Raw genomic sequence first — 23,009 nt, forward strand, 5'->3', positions numbered from 1 at the left:
ATGGCAAAATATACACGAATACAGGTTTCAGAAACTATGAAGGCGACAGGAATTGTTCCTGTTTTCTATCACAGGGACCTAGAAGTTTGCAAGCAGGTTATAAAAGCGTGCTATGAAGGTGGTGCAAGAGTTTTCGAATTTACCAATAGGGGAGAATTTGCACATGAAGTTTTTGGAGAACTAAGCAAGTATGTAAATGATAAATTTGAAAATATGATACTTGGGGCGGGCTCTATTTTAGACCCTGGAACAACTTCATTATATCTACAGTTAGGTGCTAATTTCATTGTTTCTCCTATTGTAAATGCTGAAATGGCTAAGACCTGTAATCGTCGAAAAGTAGCATGGATGCCCGGATGTGGTTCTGTAACTGAAATTTCCTATGCAGAAGAACTTGGGGCAGAAGTGGTCAAAATATTTCCTGGAAGTCAGGTTGGAGGACCTTCTTTTGTAAAGGCTGTAAAAGGTCCGCTGCCGTGGTCTAGCATTATGCCTACAGGAGGAGTAAGTCCAACAAAGGATAATTTAAAAGAATGGTATGATGCCGGAGTCCATTGTGTTGGGATAGGCTCTAAACTCTTCCTCAAAAAAGAAGATGGAACTTTTGATGATCAGGCCATCACTAATACAGTATCTGAGGCCATTAATATAGTACAGGATCTCAAATGAAAAACTATAAAAGATTATATAGCCTTCTACTCCTAGGTGCTTTTTTTCTTCTTTTTTTAGGTTGCAAAGTAAATGAAGAAATTAGAGTGATAAAACTTGGGCATAGTTTAGATATTACCCATCCCGTTCATAAGTCCATGCTATTTATGGCCAAAAGACTCGATGAAAAGTCGAATGGTAGAATGAGAATTGATATCTACCCTAATCAACAATTAGGTTCTGAAAGAGAATGTTTAGAGCTCCTTCAAATTGGTAGTTTAGGAATGACCAAAGTTTCTACCGGAGTAATGGAGAATTTTGCACCAGAGTTAAAAGTATTTGGTTTACCCTTTTTATTTAGAGATAGAGAGCATCGCTTTCAAGTTCTTGAAGGAAAGATTGGAGAAGATTTCCTGAATTCGACTATAGATAAAAGACTTAAAGGTTTAACTTTTTATGACGCTGGTAGCAGAAGCTTTTATAGCAAAACTCCAATAGAAGGTCCTCATGATCTCAAAGGTTTGAAATTGCGAGTAATGGAAAGCCAAACCGCTATCAATATGGTTAAAAACTTAGGAGGCTCACCAACTCCTATTGCATGGGGAGAACTATATACTGCTTTACAACAAGGGATTGTAGACGGTGCGGAAAATAACCTTCCCAGCTTTCACCTTTCCCGTCATTATGAAGTGTGTAAATATTTGATTTTGGATGAACATACAGCCCTTCCAGATGAATTAGTAATAGGAACACCAATATGGAACCAGCTTAGTCCGCAAGAACAGAAATGGTTAAAAGAGTCCGCAATGGAATCTTCAGAATATGAAAAGGAAGTATGGCGTAAAGCAGAATTGCATGCGCTTGAGGAAATTAAAAAAGCGGGAGTAACTGTAATAGAGGCTAAAAAGGAGGAATTTAGAAAACTTGTTAAACCTATGTATGACGAATTTTCTTTAGACTCAAATATGCGTTCGATAATTCAAGAGATTCAGAATATAAAGTAGTTATGAAAAAAAGCTTAGATAAAATTTTGGGGAGTTTTTTAGTATTTCTCATGGGTACAATTGTTCTCGCTGTTTTGTGGCAGGTCTTCTCAAGATACGTGCTTCATTCTCCAAGTTCTGTAACAGAAGAACTTGCCCGCTATTTATTGATTTGGATAGGAATATTAGGTGCTGCTTATGCAGCTGGACAACAAGACCATTTAGCTATTAACTTACTTGAAGAAAGACTTGATAAGCAAAATCGAAAACGATTGAGAATTGGCATCGATCTTCTTATAATTTTCTTTTGCGTTACAGTTTTAATTATAGGTGGAGGAAATTTGGTTTATGTAAACTACGACTTAGGACAAAGCTCAGCAGCGTTGGAAATTCCTTTATATATCGTTTACGCCGTAATTCCTTTAAGCGGAATATTGATCATCGCTTATAAAAGCAATGAAATTTTAAACCCTGAAAAATATTTATCATGATTTCAGAAATTTTGATATTGGTGATTTCATTTTTAGTCCTTTTAGCTATAGGAGTTCCCGTAGCATGGTCTATTGGATTATCCTGTTTGTTTACAATGCTGGCAACTATAGATTCATTGGCTGCATTTACCACAGTAGCACAAAGAATGGCTACAGGATTAGATAGTTTTTCTCTTCTTGCAATACCATTTTTCATTCTTGCCGGACAAATAATGAATCAGGGTGGTATAGCAAACCGACTTATTAATTTTGCAAAAGCTCTCATTGGTTCACTCCCTGGCGGTTTAGTATATGTAAATGTGATCGCAGCTATGTTATTTGGAGCTATTTCCGGATCGGCGGTTGCCGCAGCTTCGGCTATTGGAGGGATTCTAGGTCCACCAATGGAAAAAGAAAATTATTCAAGAGAATTTGGTGCTGCAATTAACGTAACTTCATCTACTACTGGTTTGGTAATTCCTCCTTCGAATGTTCTCATAGTTTATTCTTTAGCTAGTGGGGGGGTCTCAATTGCTTCACTTTTTCTAGCTGGATATCTGCCAGGAATTTTAATGGGACTTGCACTAATGCTTGTAGCCGCAGTATGGATTAAAAAGAAAAAATATCCTTCTGGTAAGCCAAGTAGCATTGGAATTGTACTTTCCACATTTTTAAAAGCGCTTCCAAGTTTACTATTATTGGTTGTGGTAATAGGAGGAATAGTTTCTGGAATATTTACAGCCACAGAAGCTTCAGGGATAGCGGTTTTATATTGCCTAATACTTTCTTTTATCTATGGAGAGCTTAATAAGAAGCTTCTGCATAAGGTTTTCTTAAGCTCAGTAGGCACCACAGCTATAGTTATGCTTCTTATAGCGACATCCATGAGTATGTCTTGGGTAATGTCTTACGAAAATATACCGCAATCTGTTAGTGAGGTGCTTCTTGCTTTAAGTGATAATAAATATGTGATATTATTAATCATCAATTTGTTGTTGCTTTTTGTAGGCACATTTATGGATATGACACCTGCAGTATTAATTTTTACACCAATATTTTTGCCAGTAGTTGTAAATCTGGGAATAGATCCTGTTCACTTCGGAATTGTAATGGTTATGAATTTATGTGTTGGTTTGTGTACGCCACCCGTAGGAGCAGTATTATTTATTGGAGTAGGAGTTGCCAAAACAACCATTCAAAAAGTAATGAAGCCATTACTACCTTTATATCTAGTAATGTTTATAGTATTACTGTTAGTGACTTTTATTCCGGCTATCAGTCTATGGTTACCAAGTTTATTTGAATAAATACAATTTTTATTATGGAAAACATTGAAACTAAAATACTAAACAGAGAAAACTTAGGGATAACCGAACGTCTTCCTATAAAGGTTGTACAATACGGGGAAGGAAATTTCCTGAGAGCCTTTGTAGACTATATAATTGATAAACTTAATAAGGAAGCGGGATTTAATGCCGGCGTGGCGGTAATTCAACCGCTACCAGACGGCCTTGTTAATATGCTTAATCATCAGGATGGTCTTTATAATTTATTTATGAAGGGAATTAAGAAGGGCAAAGAGATTCAGGAAAATGTTACTATTTCTTGTATTCAAAAAGGGATCGATCCCTATAAACATTATCAAGAATATTTAGATCTTGCTAAAGAAGAAGAACTTCAATTCTTAATATCCAATACTACTGAAGCAGGAATAGCCTTCGACAAATCTGATACTTTAAAAGGTTTTCCGCATAAAAGTTTTCCCGCGAAAGTGACTGCTTTGTTATACGAGAGATTTAAATATTTTAATGCTGCTTCAGATAAAGGATTGACTATAATTCCATGTGAACTGATTAATAATAATGCTGATACGCTTAAAGAAATTATCCTTAAGTATGCTGAATTATGGAGTTTAGAACCTGAATTTAAGACATGGTTAAATGAGAGCAGTAGTTTTCATAATACGCTTGTAGATAGAATTGTTCCAGGGTATCCAAAAGATGATATCGAATCTTATCAAAGTCAGCTAGAACTGGAAGATAAATTAATTGTTTCTGCAGAAGTGTTCTTACTTTGGGTAATTGAAGGAGGAGAGAAATTAAAAGCTCAAATCCCTTTTGATAAGATCGATGAGAATATTCTTATAGTTAAAGATATGCAACCGTATAGAACCCGGAAGGTTAGAATTTTAAATGGTGCTCATACTGCCATGGTTCCTTTTTCTATTCTCTTTGGGAATGAAACAGTTAAAGAAACTGTAGATAATTCATTCACTGGAGATTTTATTCGAAAGGCCGTTTTTGAAGAAATTAATCCTACGCTGTCATTACCATCTGGAGAATTAGAAACTTTTGCAGATGAAGTTTTTGATAGATTTAGAAACCCCTTTATAAAGCATCAGTTGGCCAGTATAGCTTTGAACAGTATTTCAAAATTTAAGGTCAGAGTATTGCCGAGCCTACTAGGTTTTCAGGAAAGATACAATCGATTACCTTCAAGGCTTACCTTTGCATTTGCTTGTTTGATTCGTTTTTATGATGGAAAATGGCAAGGAAATAGTCTTCCTGTAAATGATAGTGATGAGGTAGTTTCGGTAATGAAAAAGTTCTGGGAACTTAATAGTTATAACGAGCTTACAGAGCAAGTACTTGCAAAGGAAGATTTTTGGGATAGGAATCTTAATAAGGTTCCTGAATTAAAGGATAAAATAGTTAAAGCCTTAGAATTAATAGATACCAAAGGAATTGAGGAAGGCTATTCTGTATTTTCGAAATACGAATAATTTAAGATGTTGATTATGAAAAGTAAATTGATAAAAGTCCAAAACGAAGACAATGTTGCTATTGCTTTAGTTGATCTATGGCAGGGTGATAAGATTGATTTTGAAGGAGAGGAAGTTTTAGTTCTTTCAGATACTCAGGCCAAACATAAAATTAGCATGGTAGATCTTGCTCCCGGCGATAAGATTTACATGTATGGGGTGCTTGTTGGAAAAGCAACAGAGATAATTAAAAGAGGTGGCAAGCTTACTACAGAAAATGTTAAACATGAAGCTAATTCTACATTTAACAAATCTGAAACCACTCCCTGGAAAGCTCCGAATGTTTCCAAATATAAGAATCAATCTTTTCTTGGCTATCATAGGCCAGATGGACAGGTGGGTACAGCTAATGTTTGGTTATTTTTTCCACTAGTATTCTGTGAGAACAGGAATGTAGAATTGTTAAAGGATATATTTGAAAAGGAATTTTCATTCCATAAATCACCAAAACAAAGACAATTACTTAGAAATCTGATTTCTGGAAATGAGGATACTGTTATAGATATTGAAGAAGAAGAAACCGCAGTCTTTGATAATATTGAAGTGAAATTCATTACACATCAGGGTGGATGCGGAGGAATACGTCAGGATTCGGTAATGTTATCAAAATTACTAGCGGGTTATGTGAATAATCCGAATGTTGCAGGAGCAACTGTTCTCAGTCTGGGATGTCAAAACTTGCAAATTGATATTTTTAAGAATGCTTTAAATAAGATCAATTCAGATATTAAAAAGCCGGTGCTTATTTACGAGCAGCAACAAATGGGTACAGTCGATGAAATGCTTAATAGCATTATTAAAGATTCTTTTGAAGGGATTAAAAAGGCAAATGAGATCAAAAGGGAACCAGCGCCTTTATCTAAGCTGAAACTTGGTTTAGAGTGCGGTGGATCTGATGGTTTCTCCGGTATTTCAGCCAATCCTGCTTTGGGTTATGTTTCTGACATGTTAGCTGCTTTAGGTGGTTCACCAATACTTTCCGAATTTCCTGAGTTATGCGGAGTGGAGCAGGAATTGGTAAATCGTTGTGTAGATGATGAAACTGCTGAGAAATTCATGGGTCTTATGAAATCTTACGAAAATGCCGCAGAAGCTGCAGGTTCCGGGTTTGATATGAATCCGTCTCCAGGAAATATTAAAGATGGTTTAATAACCGACGCTATGAAATCTGCGGGTGCGGCTAAGAAAGGTGGAACCTCGCCAATTCAGGCAGTTTTAGACTATGGAGAATATGTCACCAAACCAGGTCTGAATCTTTTGTGTACTCCTGGAAATGATGTGGAAAGTACTACTGGTATGGTGGGTTCTGGGGCAAATATAGTTGTATTTACCACTGGACTGGGAACTCCTACCGGAAATCCAATCGCTCCAGTAATAAAGATGTCCTCCAATTCAATTTTAGCAGGTAGAATGCCAGATATAATTGATGTAGATGCGGGAGATGTTATAAAAGGGGAAAAGACGATTCCCGAAATGGGAGAGGAATTATTCGATTATATAATTGGTGTAGCCAGTGGGAAAATTAGATCTAAAGCAGATCAGTTAAATCAGGATGATTTTATTCCTTGGAAAAGAGGGGTTTCCCTTTAATTTCAATGAATAGTTACAAAAAACATATTAGAACGGGCCTTATAGGATCTGGTTTTGCTGCTAAATTCCATTTGGATGCTCTTAGAAAGGTGTATGGAGTTAAAGTAGAAATTATTGGAGTTTATTCAAAAACTATTGATAAATGCAATCGGTTTTGCCACGAAAATTCCTTAAAACCTTTTTCAAATCTGGATGAACTGATAGATGCATCCGATGTACTGCATCTATGTACCCCGCCGGTTACTCATGAGCCCTTAGCAATTCAAATTCTGAAACAAAATAAACATGTCATTATTGAAAAACCTTTAACGGGATATTTCGGGAATGGCAAGTTAGATTTTTCAGGAGATAATTTTGATAAGGAAGATGGTTTTAAAAAAGCAATGGAGAGCGTTCAACATATGTTGGAAGCGGAAAAGAATAGTGAAGGAAAGATTCTTTATGCTGAAAATTGGGTATACGCACCTGCTATTCAAAAGGAAAAGGAGCTTATTGAGAAAACTAGATCTCAAATTTTATGGATACAGGCTCAGCAGTCACATTCAGGATCTCATTCCAAAGCTTATGGAAAATGGAATTTATCTGGAGGAGGCTCTCTAATGGGGAAAGGCTGTCATCCCCTAACAGGAGCAATTTATCTAAAACATGTAGAAGGGAACATCAATAACGGGAAGCCTATCCGGCCTAAATCGGTTACTTGTCGAACGCATAGTATTACCAGATTAGAGAATTTCAGAAATCAAGGTCATTTAAGAGATGGTTATACAGATGTTGAAGATTATGCGTTTACACATGTGGTTTTTGAAGATGGTACTATAGCAGACATAACTGCTAGTGAACTGCTGCATGGAGGAGTTAAAAACTACTTAGAAGTGCATGCGAATAATCATCGTACTATTTGTAATCTAACCCCTAATAATGCTATGCAAACCTATAATCCGGTAGATAGTGCTTTTAATGATGTTTATGTTGTTGAAAAGACCGGAACAAAAGAAGGCTGGTCTAATATTTCTCCAGACGAAGCATGGTTTAACGGCTATCAGCATGAAATGGAAGCGTTTTATGAAGCCATCTCAATAGGTAAAGAGCCGGAAAGCAACAGTACTTTGGCTACCGATGTTATTCTTACCATTTATTCGTCCTATAAATCTGCACAAAAACGAGGAGTAGAAATTATTATTCCCACTTTATAGGCTTAAATTAAAGGTGATTATTTAAATTTCAATAGTTTTCTATTAGAAGATTCTCGAATAAAAAGTTCAGGTGCTAGCACAACTTTCTTTTCAATACTTATAGTTTGATTTCCTTTAACCTGCTCTAGAAATACCTGCGCAGCTATTTTTCCCATCATTTGAGGTGTCTGATCAATAGAGGTAATAGGTAGTTCCATATACTTTGTAAAAGGCTCATTACTGAAACCAACAACACATACATCTTCTGGAATCTTGATCTTTCTATTTTTAAGTTCCTGAATGGCTCCTAGAGCTGCATAGTCCCCGGCAGAAAATATGGCATCCGGCTTATTTTCAAGTTCCCACAGTTGAGTGACAGCCTGAATTCCAGATTCAATTTTACTACTTGTTTGTATTACCAGGTTTTTATCATAAGCAATATTATATTCTTTAAGTGCCGATTTATAGCCTTCAAATCTATTTCGATATATTTCAAGATTAATATCACCAGATAGATGTGCTATTCTATTGCAACCTTCATTAATTAAATGTTCGGTTGCTATAAAGCCTGCTTTAAAATCATCAAGAACCACAGAGCTTACTCCGGGGAATTCCAGTTTCCTGTCAAAGAAGACGATGGGAGTATTTTCTTCCAAGGCTTTCCTGATATGATCAGTTGTTTGCGTAGTCTTGGAAACAGACATGAAAATTCCATCAATTTGTGTATTTAATAAGGTGTTTAATTGCTGGATCTCATTTTCTTCCTCTTCATGAGACTGACAAATAATTACATGATATCCATTAGGATTTAACTCCTCTTCAATACCTCTTATTATAGAAGAGAAAAAGCTTCTATTGATATATGGAACGATTATCCCTACATTATTCGTTCTTCCATTTTTTAGTGCCTGGGCTAAACGATTTTGTTTATAATTCATTTCAGTTGCAGTTTTAGCAACCAAGGCACGAGTCTTCTCACTTATTTTTGGATTATTATTAAGAGCTCGAGAAACAGTAGCAGCGCTTATATTTAGCTTTTTTGAAATATCATAAATAGTTATTTTATCCTTTTTCATTAGGTAAGTTTGTTTAGATAACTAAAAGAAAATTCCATTTTCAAATTTAGAATATCCGAAATATGAATTAAAAATGGGGTCAAACGTTAATTATAACTTATTATTCTTAAAAATATGGATTTTTTTTCAGGGATGTGAAAAAATAATAATAATTTAAGTAATCGATTACATTGAGTTAAGTGCAAAAATAGGCTTTATTGCTCAATTAATAAATTTCAACTTATAGTTATGACCATTTTTAATTCTAAATACCCTGCCTTTTTTTTGCTATTGCTTATTTCATATAATTCAAGTGGTAAAAAATTATTTGATAGTCAGCTTATACAAGAAGAGCAGTTTCACATTAAGGTGGCTCAAGATGGAAGTGGAGATTTTACTACTGTGCAGGAAGCTATAAACGCAGTGTCAGATTTTAGAAGAAATGAAACAAGAATTAAGGTAATGAATGGTGTTTATAACGAAAAACTAATTCTACCTTCTTCAAAAACACATGTCACCATTATTGGTGAGAGTGCAGAGAAAACTATTTTATCGTATAATGATTATGCACAAAAGCTCAATAAATATGGAGAAGAATTAGGTACTACGGGATCCAGTTCCTTTTTTATTTTTGGAGACAATTTTAGAGCTGAAAACATAACTTTTGAAAATAGCGCAGGGCCTATTGGGCAGGCAGTCGCTGTACGCGTAGATGGTGACAAAGTTGTATTTAAAAATTGCCGATTTATTGGTAATCAGGATACCCTTTATTTGCATGGAAGTGACAGTAGACAGTACTATATAAACTGCTATATTGAGGGAACTACCGATTTTATATTCGGTTGGTCCACGGCAGTTTTCGAAAATTGTGAAATTTTCTGTAAGAAAGGAGGGCATTATATAACAGCTGCTTCTACCAATCAATCTTCAAAATATGGCTTTGTTTTTATTAATTGTATGATTACTGGGGATGCGCCTAAAAGTAGTTTTTATCTGGGAAGGCCATGGCGAGAGTATGCCCAGACCGTTTTTATTAATACACAAATGGCGGCACTTATAAATCCGGCGGGATGGCACAACTGGGATAAACCTAATGCCGAGAAAACAGCTTTCTATGCAGAATATAATTCTACTGGGCCAGGATCAACCGGCCAAAGGGTCTATTGGTCTAAACAACTAACAAAAGAACAAACAGATACTTTTAAGATTCTTAATATTTTCGGGGGTGTAGATGACTGGTACAGCAAATAAGCAACTAAGTTATTGGAGAATAATCTGATCAATTATCTGTCTATTCCTTATTTAAACACTATGCTTTTTAAGAGAATGATAAATTTTCAATAAAAAATTATGCAATCTGGTAAAGCTTTCCTATTTTAGTGCAATCGATTACAATTTATATATGAGAACAACATCTACTTTGAAAATATTAATCAACTCATTTGCCTTACTGGCAATCTTATTTTCTTATTCGTGCAAGACTGGTTTGCAAAATGGCAATACCAACAGCGGGTGGAATCAAGCCGATCTAATAATTAGTAATATTATAGTCCCTAAATTCCAAGACCGCACTTTTAATGTTATGGACTATGGGGCAAAAGCTGATGCTGAGTTTAATAATAGCGAAGCCTTTAAAAAAGCTATAGCGGCTTGCAATGAAAGCGGTGGTGGAAAAGTTTTAGTGCCTTCCGGGAAATATCTAACAGGTCCCATTCATCTTAAATCTAACGTGAATTTTCACGTAGAAGAAGGGGCTGAAATCCTGTTCACTAAAGATAAATCAGCATATCTTCCAATGGTACACACCTCTTATGAGGGGATGGAGCTAATGAATTATTCCCCTTTGATTTATGCCTATGGCCAGAAAAACATTGCAGTTACCGGAAAAGGAGTGTTCAATGGACAGGCAAATAATGAAAACTGGTGGAATTGGGTAGGCAAAGATGAATACGGGTATAAGGAAGGCATGCCTAAGCAAACAGATGAAGAGAATCTACCTCGTTTAAGAAAAATGATTGCTGATGGAGTTCCTATAAAAGACCGAAAATTTGGTGAGGGATATCTTTTAAGACCAACTTTCTTTGAGCCTTTTGAATGTGAGAATATTTTAGTGCAAGGCGTAACTTTTACCAATGCCCCATTCTGGATTTTACATCCCATAAAATCTAATAATATTACAATAGATGGTGTTACAGTAAGAAGTCATGGACCAAACAATGATGGTTGCGATCCCGAATATTCTAAGAACGTACATATTAAAAATTCAATTTTTGACACTGGCGATGATTGTATCGCCATTAAATCTGGAAGAAATAATGACGGTAGAAGAGTGGGGATCCCCAGTGAGAATATAGTAATTGAAAACTGTGAAATGGCAGATGGTCATGGAGGTGTAGTAATGGGAAGTGAAATTTCTGCCGGGGTACGTAATGTGTTTGTTCGAAATTGTAGAATGGACAGTCCTAATCTGGATCGTGCTATTCGTATCAAGACCAATACAATTCGTGGAGGTTTTGTAGAAAATATATATGTGAAAGATATTATAGTAGGACAGGTAAAAGAAGCCGTTCTAAAGATTAATACTCATTACGGAATTTATGACAACCAGGAGGGAGATTATATTCCCAGCATTAAAAATATTTTTCTGGAGAACGTTACAGTTGAAAATGGGGGAGAGTATGGCATTTTGATAAAAGGAAGAGAGCAGGATCCTGTGAAGAACATTGTGCTTAAAAATGTTAGCATCAAGACCACCAAAACCCCTGTAAAAATTGAAAATTGTGAGCCAATTAAATTTATAAATACAACCATTAACGGTCAAGAATTTTAGACATATGAAAAAGATTATCATTCCGGTTTTAATGATGTTGCTTATTTCCTGTAACGACGGAAAAAAAGAAAACACCAAAGAAGATATTGCGGAAAGTCAGGAAGATTCATTGGTTAGCAATAAAACCTATGCAGAACTTTCTATCAAAAAGAATGGTTCATGGCAAGGTCGTGAATATATGGGTGGTGAATTTGAGAATGTATATAGTTTGGATGTCCCGAAAGAGCATACAGATCATTCCTGGTACATACGATATGAAGGTCCGGGTTGGGAAAATAGCCGTGTTGGTTACAGGCTCTATCTAGACTGGAGAAATGCCATTGATATTTTCGGAAAGAAGGTAGACACACTGGTGCTTCCCTACGTAGGGCAGAATGGTTTTGATTCCTACCACGAAGCCGCTCCGTGGGGTCAGGATATTCTGAAAGCCGGAAAATCTATGGGGATTGGTGGTTATGGAAGATATATGAATGATACCGTAGCACACTTCAGAAATGTTGCCCATACACAAGCAAAGGTTAATAATTCTGAAGAAAGTTCTTCTGTAGAGATCAGTTATCAGGGATGGAATACTGGGAAAGATACCATAGACCTTAAGTCTGAACTTAGCATTTTTCCGGAAGGCAGGTATATGAAAGCTGAATTAACACCTTCCAAAGAGATTGAAGGTCTCACCACAGGGATCGTGAAATTTCCTGATGTGGATCTAATGAAAAAGGAAGGGGAAAAATGGGGTTATATTGCTACGTACGGAGCGCAAACTTTAGTTAGTGATACCGATAAACTCGGGATGGCAGTTTTCTACAAAAAAGATCAAGTGACTCAGCAGGTAGAAGACGTAAATGATCACTTATTGATCTTTAAACCAACAACAAATACAGTTACTTATTATTTCCTTGGAGCCTGGGAACAGGAGAAGGATGGAATTACTACTCAGGAAGATTTTGTAGCCAGCATTAATGAGCTACTGAATACATTGGAAAAAGAAAACTCATTAAATTAAGATAAATGGTAATATCTCAAAAAAGTACATTTCGCTTATTACTTATATTTTTTATTCCATTGTTATTTACAAATTGTAAAGATTCAGGAAATAAAAAAGATGAGGCATCAGTTGAAACCACGCAAGAAAAAACTGTGCCTGAAGACTTAAAATGGTCTGAAAGAATGCTAATGTCTGAAATGCATCGTTTTCCTGAAGCGACTAAACTGGATTTCCGCGAGAAACCAAAATGGAGTTATACAAATGGGCTCGTTTTGAAGGCTGCACAGGAAGTTTATGAGCAAACTAATAAACAAGAATATTACGATTATATCTATGATTTCGCTGATACGCTAATAACTGCTGAAGGTGAGATTAGAACTTATAAATTGAGCGACCAGAACCTGGATATGCTCAATTCAGGAAATGTACTTTTATATCTCTATCCCGAGACGAAAGAAGAACGTTTTCTAACTGCCCTGAAAACTTTAAGAAGTCAGATAGATACACAACCACGAACTCCCGATGGTGGTTTCTGGCATAAGAAGAGATATACCCAGCAAATGTGGCTGGACGGGCTTTATATGGCCGAACCTTTTTATGCCCATTATACCAAAATGTTTACGGAACAGGAGGCAGCAGCAGCTAAAGCTTATGATGATATTGTGCATCAATTTGATCTTATTCAGAAGCATACATTAGATGAAAATACAGGATTACTGTACCACGGCTGGGATTCGAGCCGTGAGCAGAAATGGGCCAATAAGGAAACAGGAACTTCCCCAAATTTCTGGTCGCGTGCTATGGGATGGTATGGAATGGCCATGGTAGATGTTTTAGATTACCTTCCGGAAGATCATGCAGGCCGCGAAAAGATCATTAAATACCTGAATCAGTTTGCTGAAGCTGTTACGAAGTACCAGAATAAAGATTCGGGACTTTGGTACCAGGTGCTGGACCAGGGGGACAGGGAAGGAAATTATCTGGAAGCATCAGGAACTTCCATGTTCACTTATACTTTTGCCAAAGGGGTGAAAAAAGGATATTTACCTGAAAAATATATGACAGTTGCCGAAAAGGCATATGGCGGACTTCTAAAGAATTTAATCACTGTTGAAGAAGATGGGATTGTAAACCTTAATCAGGTTTGTGCGGTTGCCGGGCTTGGCGGCGATCCTTACAGAGATGCTTCTTACGAATACTATGTAAATGAAGAGATAAGAAGCAACGATCCTAAAGGAACCGGACCTTTTATTCTTGCCAGTTTACAGTTGGATAAATAATATAGGAATGAGATATTGCCTGAACCTTTTATTTCTATTAGCAATAGGTGTTTCGGCTCAGAATCCTGCCTATAAGTCAGAAGTTTGGGTTTCAGATAATAACGATGGCACTTACACCAATCCTATTCTTTATGCAGACTATTCAGACCCAGATGTAGCAAGAGTTGGAGATGATTATTTTATGACTGCTTCCAGTTTTAACGCTGCTCCGGGTTTGCCTATTCTGCACTCAAAAGATATGGTGAACTGGAAACTGGTCAACTATGCTTTATTAAAACAGGTTCCGGAAGAGACTTTTAATATTCCTCAGCATGGAAATGGCGTTTGGGCACCAAGTATAAGGTCCCATAAAAACCAATTATATATTTACTGGGGTGATCCTGATCATGGAATTTATATGGTGAAAACCGATAATCCCTTCGGAAACTGGGAAAAACCGGTGCTCGTAATGGAAGGAAAAGGCCTTATTGATCCGTCACCTTTATGGGAGGACGACGGTAAAGCTTACCTGGTACATGCTTATGCAGGTAGCAGAGCAGGAGTTAAAAGTCTTCTTTCAGTTAATAAAATGAACACAGAAGGCACTAAAGTTTTGGATGAAGGAAGACACGTATTTGATGGTCACGATGATCATCCAACGGTGGAAGGAGCCAAATTTTATAAGCGAAATGCTTACTATTATATTTTTGCTCCGGCTGGAGGAGTTGCAACAGGCTGGCAATTAGTTTTAAGATCTAAGAATATTTATGGCCCTTATGAGGAAAAAGTAGTTCTGGAGCAGGGAAGTACTGAAATCAATGGTCCGCATCAGGGCGCCTGGGTGGAAACTCCAAAAGGAGAAGACTGGTTTTATCATTTTCAGGATGTAGAAGCTTATGGAAGAATTGTTCACTTGCAACCAATGAGCTGGAAAAATGACTGGCCGGTAATGGGGGAGGACAAGGACGGAAATGGAATTGGAGAGCCGGTAAAATCTTATAAAAAGCCCGCTATAGAAAAAGAATATTCCATCCTTACTCCGGCTGAAACCGATGAATTCACTTCAGATAGTTTAGGGTTGCAGTGGCAGTGGAATGCTAATCCGGAAGTGGTATGGCATGCGAAATTACCCGGGAAAGATTATTTGAGGTTATTCTCAATAAAAGCTCAGGAAGATTATAAGAATTTATGGATGACTCCAAATCTACTGCTTCAAAAATTTCCTGCACCCAATTTTACAGCCACTACCAAAATCAGACTTATCCCCGAAGAAGCTGAAGAAGGAAAGCGCGCCGGACTCACTGTTATGGGAATGGATTATGCAACTTTAACGATTACGCATGATAAACAAGGATTTCTCATAAGGCAAACTCAGGCGATAGGTGCTATTGGCGGAACAGAAGAAGAAGTGATTGCTGAAAAAAGAATTAATTCCAACGAAGTCATTTTTCGTGTTGAGGTAAGTGCTCCGAACGCCATGTGCCAATTCAGTTACAGCCAGGACGGTAAAACATTCACAGAAATAGGCGAAACTTTTAGGGCTCAACCAGGAAAATGGATTGGAGCTAAAATTGGTTTGTTTAGTGTAAGCGCGCAGAAGGCGAAGCGTGGAGGCTATGCCGATGTTGCATATTTCAGAATTACAAAATAACTCATCAGAATTAATAGTTATGAGACACATTTTAAGATTAGCAATGCTTATTTGCCTTTTTTTATCTGGAATTCCCGCGCTCTATGCTCAACAAAAAACAGGTATAGATCTCCATTCTCTTTATGAGAATATCGAATTTGATATGCCAAAGGTGGCTGAACCTGAATTTCCAGATTATGAAGTGAATATCCTGGATTTTGGAGCGATAGGCGATGGAATTCAAAAGAACACTATGGTCTTTGAAAAAGCTATTGCCGATGTAGCCGAAAATGGCGGCGGAAAAGTAGTGGTTCCAAGAGGAATGTGGCTCACCGGGCCGATCCATTTTCGAAGTAATATTAATTTACACCTGCAAGATGGTGCTTATATAGTCTTCAGCAAAGATTTCAATGATTATCCGTTAGTTAATACCAGCTTTGAAGGTTTAAATACGCTGCGCTGCGTTTCTCCTTTAAATGCACGGGAAGTTGAAAATATCGCCATAACCGGTAACGGAATTATCGATGGGAATGGTGACGCCTGGAGACCGGTACAGAAAGGAAAAATGACCGATAATCATTGGAAAGAACTGGTAAATTCCGGAGGTGTTCTTTCCGAGGATGAAAAAACCTGGTTTCCTTCAGAAAAATCTAAGCTGGGGTATAACAGTACCACCAGATTCAATGTTCCCGATAAAATTTCAGAAGAGCATTTAGATTCAGTTAAGGATTTTTTACGCCCGGTTATGGTGAGTATCGTTAAGAGTAAGAAGATTTTACTGGATGGGCCAACGTTTCAAAATTCCCCTGCGTGGAATATTCATCCTTTCATGAGCGAAGATATCACGGTTAGAAATTTAACTGTTAGAAATCCCTGGTATTCCCAGAATGGAGACGGGATCGATCTGGAATCCTGCAAAAATGTTGTGATCTATAATAATAGTTTTGATGTGGGAGACGATGCGATCTGTTTTAAATCAGGTAAAAATAAGGACGGACTTGATCGTGGAATGCCCACAGAAAACGTGATAGTAAAAAATAATATTGTTTATCATGGGCATGGTGGTTTTGTAATAGGTAGTGAAATGTCCGGGGGAGTTAAGAATGTACATGTTTCAGATTGTACATTTCTGGGGACCGATGTGGGGCTTCGGTTTAAAAGTACCCGCGGCCGTGGTGGTGTGGTAGAAAATATTTATATCTCTAATATTAACATGGTTGATATCCCTACAGAGGCCATCAGGTTCAATATGTTTTACGATGGCAATTCACCCATTCTTGAACAGGATCAGAAGGCAGAAGATGAAGCTCGTGATGAAAATCCCATGCCGGTTACGGTTGAAACACCTGTCTTCAGGAATATTTATATGAAGAATATTACCGCTACCGGTTCTCATAAAGCTGCTTTTTTTATGGGTCTGCCGGAAATGAAACTCGAAAATGTGCAGCTGAAAAACTCTGTATTTGAAACTGAAGAAGGGATTACGGTTATTGATGCGAAGAATATTGCCATGAAAAATATACGGCTCCTTCAGAAGCAGGGCCCGGCAATGATTATTCATAATACTGAAGATCTAAAACTGAATAAAATCGACTATAAGAAATACGATGTACCAGCTGTTCAGCTTTCAGGAAAAAATAAAAACCTCAATTTTTCAAAAAGCGGTATTTCCGAAGCGGATATAAAGGAAAGATCTGGACTTAATAATTCTAAGAAAAAGCAGGCTAATTTAATTGAAGTTAGCACTACAGAGCAACTTGTAAAGGCGATAGCGAATGCAAAGCCGGGAGATTCCATATTTGTACATAAAGGAAATTATAAAGTCAGCGAACGTTTTTACATCAATGACTCCGGAACTTCAGAAAACAAGATATATTTAGTAGGGGATATTTCCGGTGAAAGACCCAAACTTGATTTTTCTTCCATGAAAGAAGATTCCTCCAACCAGGGAATGGTTTTAAAGGCAGATAACTGGTTTATTAAGGGGCTGCAATTCTACAAAGCCGGGGATAATGGGCTTCATATTCGAGGAAGTAACAATCATATAGAATTCTGTAGCTTTTCTGAATGTTCAGATACCGGACTGCAGCTGGATGATGGTGCTTCAAATAACACTATTTTAAATTGTGATTCTTTTTATAATGCAGATTCTTCATTGGAAAATGCCGATGGTTTTGCGGTAAAAATGGATGTTGGTTCGGGTAATAAATTTATAGGTTGTCGTGCATGGAACAATTTAGACGACGGTTGGGACGGTTACCTAAGAGAAGCAAATAATATTCATACTTCTTATGACAATTGCTGGAGTTTTAAGAATGGATTTTTAAAAGACGGCACTAAAGGAAAAGGTGATGGGAATGGCTTTAAAACCGGTGGAAGCGATGATAAACTTAGAAAACATAACGCTTCTTATTATAGATGTATCGTGGCCGGTAATGCAAGCGATGGTTTCGATCATAACAGCAATCGAGGTACAGTTTCCATAATTAACTGTTCTGCCACCGGAAACGGAAGGAATTTTGCCTTTTCAGAAAAAAATGGTCTAGACAAGATTGTAGTAATTAATAATCTTGTGCTGGGTGAACTTGGAAAGTATAATGCCGAGGAAGAAGAAGTGGAAAATAATAGTTGGGAAATGGATTTTACCATAGCCACCAACGATTTTGTATCTACCGAAATTTCAGAATTGTCTGCACCCCGAAAAAGCGATGGTAGTCTGCCTGATGTTGGTTTTATGAGACCTGCCAGGGACAGTAAATTAGTGGATGCCGGCAAAATCATAGGAAAATGTTACTCTGGGAAAGCACCGGATCTTGGTGCCCTGGAATCGGAAACAGAAAATTGTGAAAATGATTAAGAAAATAAGCCTGGTTCTACTTTTGGGATTCGCATGTATTGCGTTTACAAATCAGCAGAAACCTGTTAGGGTTTACCTGGTAGGAGATTCCACAATGGCCGATTATACAGGAGATTATGATCAGGGAAAGGATTATATGAAAACCAGGTATCCACTCACCGGCTGGGGACAGGTTTTTCAGGAATTTATGGTATCAGACAGTCTTTCAGAAATTAGAGGTCTCGTAAAGGCAGATAGCGTTCTCGTAAAAAATGTTGCCAGAGGCGGAAGAAGTACCAGAACTTTTTTTCAGGAAGGAAGATGGCGATCGGTTTATGAAAATTTGAATAAGAATGATGTAGTGCTAATACAATTCGGACATAATGATGCTTCAGAAAGTAAGCCGGAGCGTTATGTAAATATTGAAGGTTATAAAGAATTTCTGAGACTATTCGTTAATCAGACAAGGCAAAAAGGGGGCCATCCTATAATTCTTACTCCGGTTGCAAGGAATTACCCCTGGGAAAATGAACACCTACAAAATGTACACGGCGAATATGACCAGGCGGTGAAGGATATTTCTGTAGAAATGCAGGTGATGTTGATCGATCTTAACCAGTTAAGTATGGATTACTTCTCAAAAAAAGGCAAAGACTATGTGACTGAACATTATTTCATGAATCTGCCTCCTGCAAAATATGAAGCTTATCCTGAAGGGCAGAATGATAATACTCATTTTCAGCCCGAAGGGGCAAAAGCAGTTGCGCAGATGGTTTTTGATGCAATGAAGCAATTACAATTCAACAAGAATGGGGTTAAATAAAAATTAATTTTTCCATGAAATTTCAGCAACATATAATCTTATGTATTTTTCTTGCGTACCTTGGGGCAATGGCTCAGGAGAAACGAGAAGTAAAGCCTTATAGCATAAGTACTACCTATGAAAAACTGAAAAAAGATTATCCCTTTGTTCAACCTATTGAAACTCTAACATCTGGTAAGATTAAGACGCTGGAAAATGTAGTTTATAAGACGGTTAGTGGGAAGGATTTAAAAGCCGATGTGTATATTCCAGATACCGGTGCAGAAAAGTATCCTGCGGTTTTATTAATTCATGGTGGAGGATGGCTTACCGGAAGTAAAGAGAATCAAAGAGTAATGGCGCAGCATCTTGCCAATAATGGATATGTTGCGGTGACCGCAACTTACCGTCTTGGAACAGAAGCTAGGTATCCTGCCGGAGTAGAAGACCTCATAGATGCTTTGAAATGGATGCGGGAAAATTCAGATAAATGTCAAGTAAACACTGCAGAAATTGCAGTTTTAGGAGCTTCGGCAGGTGCGCAGCTGGCGACTTTACTAGGAGTTGCAGATAAATCGATAAAAGCCATCGTGAATATTGATGGGATTGTTTCTTTTATTCATCCCGATGCGGAAGAAGGCTGGATGGCTGCAACCTGGTTAGGGGGAGAAAAAGAAGAAAAAAATGATGTATGGAAAGAAGCCTCCCCGCTGGAATATGTAAATGAAAACACGCCTCCCACTTTATTTATAAATAGTTCTTTTCCAAGATTTCATGCGGGCAGGGACGATATGCTGAAAATTCTCGATGAACACAGTATTTATAACGAAGTACATACTATTCAGGATTCTCCGCATTCCTTCTGGCTAATGCATCCCTGGTTTGATGAAACCCTGGACCTCACGCTTAGTTTTCTAGATAAAACTTTAAAAAAATCACTCAAGGCTCAACCTTATCGTGAAATTACAGTTTCAAAAGATAGTAAAGGGGATTTTGAGAGTATTCAGGAAGCCATTAATTCTACCCGTGATCTTGGTCCCGGGGAAGTGCGAATTCATATTAAAAACGGAACCTACAATGAGAAAATTGAAATTCCCTCGTGGAAACATAAGTTGACATTGGTTGGCGAAAGTAAAGAGGGAGTTGTTATTCTAAATGACGATTATTCCGGGAAGATGAATCCACAAACTGGAAAGAAATTCTCAACTTTTACTTCTTATACGGTACTGGTTCAGGGAAATGATATAAAAATTGAAAATCTCACTATTAAGAACTCATGGTGTGAAAAAGGTCAGGCAGTGGCGCTGCATGTAGAAGGTGACCGATTCGTCGCAAAAAACTGTAATATCATGGGGTGCCAGGATACTATTTATACGGCCAAAGAAGGCAGTAGACAGTTCTATCTTAATTGTTTTATAGAAGGTACGACCGACTTCATTTTTGGGGAAGCTACAGCGGTATTCAAGAACTGTACAATTAAAAGTCTTAAGAATTCTTTTATCACCGCGGCCGCCACACCAGAAAATCAGGAGTTCGGTTATGTGTTCTTCAATTGTAAGCTTATAGCAGCTGGTGATGTAGATGAGGTTTACCTGGGAAGACCCTGGCGTTCTTACGCCAGAACTGTTTTTATTCATTCTGAACTGGGAGCGCATATTGTTCCTGCAGGCTGGGATCCCTGGACCGGAGATAACATGTTTCCGAACAAGGAAAGAACAACTTATTATGCTGAATATAATAGTTCCGGACCCGGAGCTTCTACTAAAACTCGCGTGGAATGGTCCCATCAGTTAACAGAACAGGAAACTGAAAAATATACGCTGAAGAATATTTTTGACGATGACTGGTTCTGGGCGTCGAAGGAAATAAAAAATAAATTATATAATGAAAATTAGAAAAACATATCTTTTTGTACTACTGCTAATTTCCATTATTGGAACATCCTGCAGTGCAGATGAATCCAGTCCCGACCTGAAACCGGAAATTCCTGAAACAGGATCTAATCCAGATCTCGAACATGAAGTATCATCGGCTATTTATGTAGCTACCACTGCAGAATTATTCAATGCTATTTCAAATGCTTCAGCGGGAGACTCTATTGTGGTTAAAGCAGGAATGTATATACTGAATAGTAAAGTTATAATAAGTAATTCTGGAGAGGCCCACAATAAAATATACCTCATAGGAGATGATTTCCAGGAAAGACCAGCTTTCGATTTTTCTGGAATGAGTGAAAACTCTTCAAATCAGGGAATTATTCTAAGTGGTTCAAATTGGCATATTAAAGGGATAGATATCTCCGGTGCCGGTGATAATGGGATGAAAATTGAAGGGAGCAATAATCTCATTGAATTCTGTACATTTTCCAGGAATGCTGATACTGGTTTGCAAATTGATAGTGGTGCTTCCAATAATCGGATTCTTAATTGCGATTCTTTTTTTAATGCCGATTCCAGTATTGAAAATGCTGATGGATTCGCCTGTAAACTTACCGCAGGAACCGGTAATAAATTTATTGGTTGTAGAGCATGGAATAATTTAGATGATGGCTGGGATGGATACCTGCGCGGATCAGATGATATTACCACTACTTATGAAAATTGCTGGGCTTTTAGAAATGGCTATCTTGGAGACGGGACCAAGGGGGGAGGAGATGGCAATGGTTTTAAGACTGGTGGTAGCGACGATAAAACATTAAAACATAATGCAATCTATTCCAATTGTCTTGCTGTAGGTAACCTTTACGATGGATTTGATCATAATAGCAATCGCGGAGAAGTCACTATTTACAATTGTTCTGCTTTTGCCAATGGAACAAATTATAATTTTAGTTCAACAAATCCTTTAGCGAAACTTACTATTAAAAACTCACTTGCCTTAGGTACCAAAGGAAATACCCTGGCCACACAAACCAATATTTCAAATAACAGCTGGCAGCTTAATGTTCAGGTTTCCGAAGAAGATTTTCAAAGCCTTGATGTGGAACAGCTCTTATTACCCAGAAAATCAGATGGTAGCTTGCCAGATGTCACTTTTATGCATTTGGTTTCTGAGAGTGATTTAATAGACAAAGGCGTTGATGTAGGATTATCATTTAATGGTGAAGCCCCAGATCTGGGGACTTTCGAATTCGGAAATTAAAATTTTTGTAATGAAAACTTTCTTTTTAAACCTGTTTATCTTTTGCTCGTTAAGCGTTTTGGCTCAGGAAAAACCCACTTTATATTTAATTGGTGATTCTACCATGTCTGATAAAAAAGATCCAGAAAGAAATCCGGAACACGGATGGGGACAAATGCTTCCGGAATTTATGACTTCAGAAATACTCATTGAAAATCACGCAGTGAATGGCAGAAGTACCAGAAGTTTTATTTCTGAAGGTCGTTGGGAAGAAGTGAAAAGTAAGTTGAAACCTGGGGATTTTTTGTTTATTCAATTTGGTCACAATGATCAGAAAGTGAAAGATTCAGCCAGATTTACCAACCCATTTACGCAATACCGGGCTAATCTGGAAAGATTTGTCAAAGAAGCTAGAGAAAAAGGCGCTACTCCTGTTTTATTCAGTTCTATAGTAAGAAGGAATTTTAATGAGGAAGGAGTTTTGGTTGACACGCATGGTGAATACCCCTTAGTAACTAGAATGGTCTCTGAGTACCTAGAGGTTCCTTTTATAGATATGCAATTAATGACGGAAAAATTAGAGATAGCCTATGGACCGGAAGATTCTAAAAAACTGCATTTGCACCTGGAACCCCGGGAAGATGCTTATGAACCCGATGGCAGGCATGATGATACGCATTTATCAGAAAAAGGCGCAAGTATTATAGCAAGTCTTGCCTTACAGGAGATCGCAGGAAAAAAATTAGAACTTAAAAAATATATTAAACCGGAAGTGATAAATAAGAATTTTTCAAATAACTGAAATCGA

At 37.4% G+C, this 23,009-nt stretch carries 18 protein-coding genes; 17 read left to right on the forward strand and 1 reads right to left on the reverse strand.

Features of this window, described 5'->3' with window-relative positions; genetic code table 11:
• Genes L1I30_RS05230 through L1I30_RS05260 form a run of 7 tightly spaced genes read left to right on the forward strand, consistent with a single transcriptional unit; the run spans position 1 to position 7,705 of the window.
• Entirely contained in the window at positions 1–669 is a 669-nt protein-coding gene (locus tag L1I30_RS05230) for a bifunctional 4-hydroxy-2-oxoglutarate aldolase/2-dehydro-3-deoxy-phosphogluconate aldolase (protein WP_236133209.1), read from the forward strand.
• A complete protein-coding gene (locus L1I30_RS05235) occupies positions 666–1,652 on the forward strand; it encodes a TRAP transporter substrate-binding protein (RefSeq protein WP_236133210.1) in 987 nt (328 codons plus the stop codon). Before L1I30_RS05230 ends, L1I30_RS05235 begins: the two co-directional genes overlap by 4 nt.
• A gap of 2 nt (positions 1,653–1,654) precedes the next feature.
• Positions 1,655–2,122 (forward strand): TRAP transporter small permease, encoded by a 468-nt coding sequence (locus tag L1I30_RS05240; RefSeq protein WP_236133211.1) that lies wholly within the window; start codon positions 1,655–1,657, stop codon positions 2,120–2,122.
• On the forward strand, positions 2,119–3,408 hold the full coding sequence (locus L1I30_RS05245) for a TRAP transporter large permease (RefSeq protein WP_236133212.1): 1,290 nt from the start codon (positions 2,119–2,121) through the stop codon (positions 3,406–3,408). Before L1I30_RS05240 ends, L1I30_RS05245 begins: the two co-directional genes overlap by 4 nt.
• Positions 3,409–3,422: 14 nt before the next feature.
• Entirely contained in the window at positions 3,423–4,883 is a 1,461-nt protein-coding gene (locus L1I30_RS05250; protein WP_236133213.1) for a tagaturonate reductase, read from the forward strand.
• 15 nt (positions 4,884–4,898) lie between these two features.
• Positions 4,899–6,512: a UxaA family hydrolase gene (locus L1I30_RS05255; RefSeq protein ID WP_236133214.1), complete on the forward strand. Its 1,614-nt coding sequence runs from the start codon at positions 4,899–4,901 to the stop codon at positions 6,510–6,512.
• A 5-nt stretch (positions 6,513–6,517) separates the two neighbouring features.
• Positions 6,518–7,705 carry a Gfo/Idh/MocA family protein gene (locus L1I30_RS05260; RefSeq protein ID WP_236133215.1) on the forward strand — a complete coding sequence of 396 codons (1,188 nt, stop codon included), beginning with the start codon at positions 6,518–6,520 and terminating at the stop codon, positions 7,703–7,705.
• A gap of 17 nt (positions 7,706–7,722) precedes the next feature.
• Here L1I30_RS05260 and L1I30_RS05265 read toward each other — a convergent pair whose 3' ends face one another.
• Positions 7,723–8,760, reverse strand: coding sequence for a LacI family DNA-binding transcriptional regulator (locus tag L1I30_RS05265; protein ID WP_236133216.1), 1,038 nt, complete (start codon positions 8,758–8,760; stop codon positions 7,723–7,725).
• 228 nt (positions 8,761–8,988) lie between these two features.
• Between L1I30_RS05265 and L1I30_RS05270 the strand changes: the two genes are divergently transcribed.
• The 10 genes from L1I30_RS05270 (at position 8,989) to L1I30_RS05315 (ending at position 23,003) form a co-directional block, all read left to right on the forward strand.
• Entirely contained in the window at positions 8,989–9,990 is a 1,002-nt protein-coding gene (locus tag L1I30_RS05270; RefSeq protein ID WP_236133217.1) for a pectinesterase family protein, read from the forward strand.
• Between the two features lie 151 nt (positions 9,991–10,141).
• Positions 10,142–11,569, forward strand: coding sequence for a glycoside hydrolase family 28 protein (locus L1I30_RS05275; RefSeq protein ID WP_236133218.1), 1,428 nt, complete (start codon positions 10,142–10,144; stop codon positions 11,567–11,569).
• Between the two features lie 4 nt (positions 11,570–11,573).
• Positions 11,574–12,572, forward strand: a complete 999-nt coding sequence (locus L1I30_RS05280; protein WP_236133219.1) for a DUF4861 family protein — start codon at positions 11,574–11,576, stop codon at positions 12,570–12,572.
• A gap of 5 nt (positions 12,573–12,577) precedes the next feature.
• Positions 12,578–13,834 (forward strand): glycoside hydrolase family 88/105 protein, encoded by a 1,257-nt coding sequence (locus L1I30_RS05285; RefSeq protein ID WP_236133220.1) that lies wholly within the window; start codon positions 12,578–12,580, stop codon positions 13,832–13,834.
• A 7-nt stretch (positions 13,835–13,841) separates the two neighbouring features.
• Positions 13,842–15,464, forward strand: a complete 1,623-nt coding sequence (locus L1I30_RS05290; RefSeq protein WP_236133221.1) for a glycoside hydrolase family 43 protein — start codon at positions 13,842–13,844, stop codon at positions 15,462–15,464.
• A gap of 19 nt (positions 15,465–15,483) precedes the next feature.
• Positions 15,484–18,300 (forward strand): right-handed parallel beta-helix repeat-containing protein, encoded by a 2,817-nt coding sequence (locus L1I30_RS05295; protein WP_236133222.1) that lies wholly within the window; start codon positions 15,484–15,486, stop codon positions 18,298–18,300.
• Positions 18,293–19,102, forward strand: a complete 810-nt coding sequence (locus L1I30_RS05300; protein ID WP_236133223.1) for a rhamnogalacturonan acetylesterase — start codon at positions 18,293–18,295, stop codon at positions 19,100–19,102. Before L1I30_RS05295 ends, L1I30_RS05300 begins: the two co-directional genes overlap by 8 nt.
• A gap of 14 nt (positions 19,103–19,116) precedes the next feature.
• The gene (locus L1I30_RS05305) at positions 19,117–20,976 is read left to right on the forward strand and encodes a pectinesterase family protein (protein WP_236133224.1); all 1,860 of its coding nucleotides are present in this window, start codon (positions 19,117–19,119) and stop codon (positions 20,974–20,976) included.
• Positions 20,966–22,222, forward strand: coding sequence for a right-handed parallel beta-helix repeat-containing protein (locus tag L1I30_RS05310; protein WP_236133225.1), 1,257 nt, complete (start codon positions 20,966–20,968; stop codon positions 22,220–22,222). The genes L1I30_RS05305 and L1I30_RS05310 overlap by 11 nt, the downstream gene beginning before the upstream one ends.
• 10 nt (positions 22,223–22,232) lie before the next feature.
• Positions 22,233–23,003 (forward strand): rhamnogalacturonan acetylesterase, encoded by a 771-nt coding sequence (locus tag L1I30_RS05315; protein WP_236133226.1) that lies wholly within the window; start codon positions 22,233–22,235, stop codon positions 23,001–23,003.
• Positions 23,004–23,009 lie beyond the last annotated feature (6 nt).

The sequence above is a fragment of the Gillisia lutea genome (assembly GCF_021568705.1).
GTDB lineage: Bacteria > Bacteroidota > Bacteroidia > Flavobacteriales > Flavobacteriaceae > Gillisia > Gillisia lutea.

Excerpts from the sequence above, each read along its gene's own strand:
- L1I30_RS05230 (WP_236133209.1), top strand. The coding sequence starts at position 1 with ATGGCAAAATATACACGAATACAGGTTTCAGAAACTATGAAGGCGACA.
- L1I30_RS05260 (WP_236133215.1), top strand. The coding sequence starts at position 6,518 with ATGAATAGTTACAAAAAACATATTAGAACGGGCCTTATAGGATCTGGT.
- L1I30_RS05315 (WP_236133226.1), top strand. The coding sequence starts at position 22,233 with ATGAAAACTTTCTTTTTAAACCTGTTTATCTTTTGCTCGTTAAGCGTT.
- L1I30_RS05255 (WP_236133214.1), top strand. The coding sequence starts at position 4,899 with ATGAAAAGTAAATTGATAAAAGTCCAAAACGAAGACAATGTTGCTATT.
- L1I30_RS05280 (WP_236133219.1), top strand. The coding sequence starts at position 11,574 with ATGAAAAAGATTATCATTCCGGTTTTAATGATGTTGCTTATTTCCTGT.
- L1I30_RS05235 (WP_236133210.1), top strand. The coding sequence starts at position 666 with ATGAAAAACTATAAAAGATTATATAGCCTTCTACTCCTAGGTGCTTTT.
- L1I30_RS05265 (WP_236133216.1), bottom strand. The coding sequence starts at position 8,760 with ATGAAAAAGGATAAAATAACTATTTATGATATTTCAAAAAAGCTAAAT.
- L1I30_RS05240 (WP_236133211.1), top strand. The coding sequence starts at position 1,655 with ATGAAAAAAAGCTTAGATAAAATTTTGGGGAGTTTTTTAGTATTTCTC.
- L1I30_RS05305 (WP_236133224.1), top strand. The coding sequence starts at position 19,117 with ATGAAATTTCAGCAACATATAATCTTATGTATTTTTCTTGCGTACCTT.
- L1I30_RS05270 (WP_236133217.1), top strand. The coding sequence starts at position 8,989 with ATGACCATTTTTAATTCTAAATACCCTGCCTTTTTTTTGCTATTGCTT.
- L1I30_RS05300 (WP_236133223.1), top strand. The coding sequence starts at position 18,293 with ATGATTAAGAAAATAAGCCTGGTTCTACTTTTGGGATTCGCATGTATT.
- L1I30_RS05310 (WP_236133225.1), top strand. The coding sequence starts at position 20,966 with ATGAAAATTAGAAAAACATATCTTTTTGTACTACTGCTAATTTCCATT.
- L1I30_RS05275 (WP_236133218.1), top strand. The coding sequence starts at position 10,142 with ATGAGAACAACATCTACTTTGAAAATATTAATCAACTCATTTGCCTTA.
- L1I30_RS05245 (WP_236133212.1), top strand. The coding sequence starts at position 2,119 with ATGATTTCAGAAATTTTGATATTGGTGATTTCATTTTTAGTCCTTTTA.
- L1I30_RS05285 (WP_236133220.1), top strand. The coding sequence starts at position 12,578 with ATGGTAATATCTCAAAAAAGTACATTTCGCTTATTACTTATATTTTTT.
- L1I30_RS05295 (WP_236133222.1), top strand. The coding sequence starts at position 15,484 with ATGAGACACATTTTAAGATTAGCAATGCTTATTTGCCTTTTTTTATCT.
- L1I30_RS05290 (WP_236133221.1), top strand. The coding sequence starts at position 13,842 with ATGAGATATTGCCTGAACCTTTTATTTCTATTAGCAATAGGTGTTTCG.
- L1I30_RS05250 (WP_236133213.1), top strand. The coding sequence starts at position 3,423 with ATGGAAAACATTGAAACTAAAATACTAAACAGAGAAAACTTAGGGATA.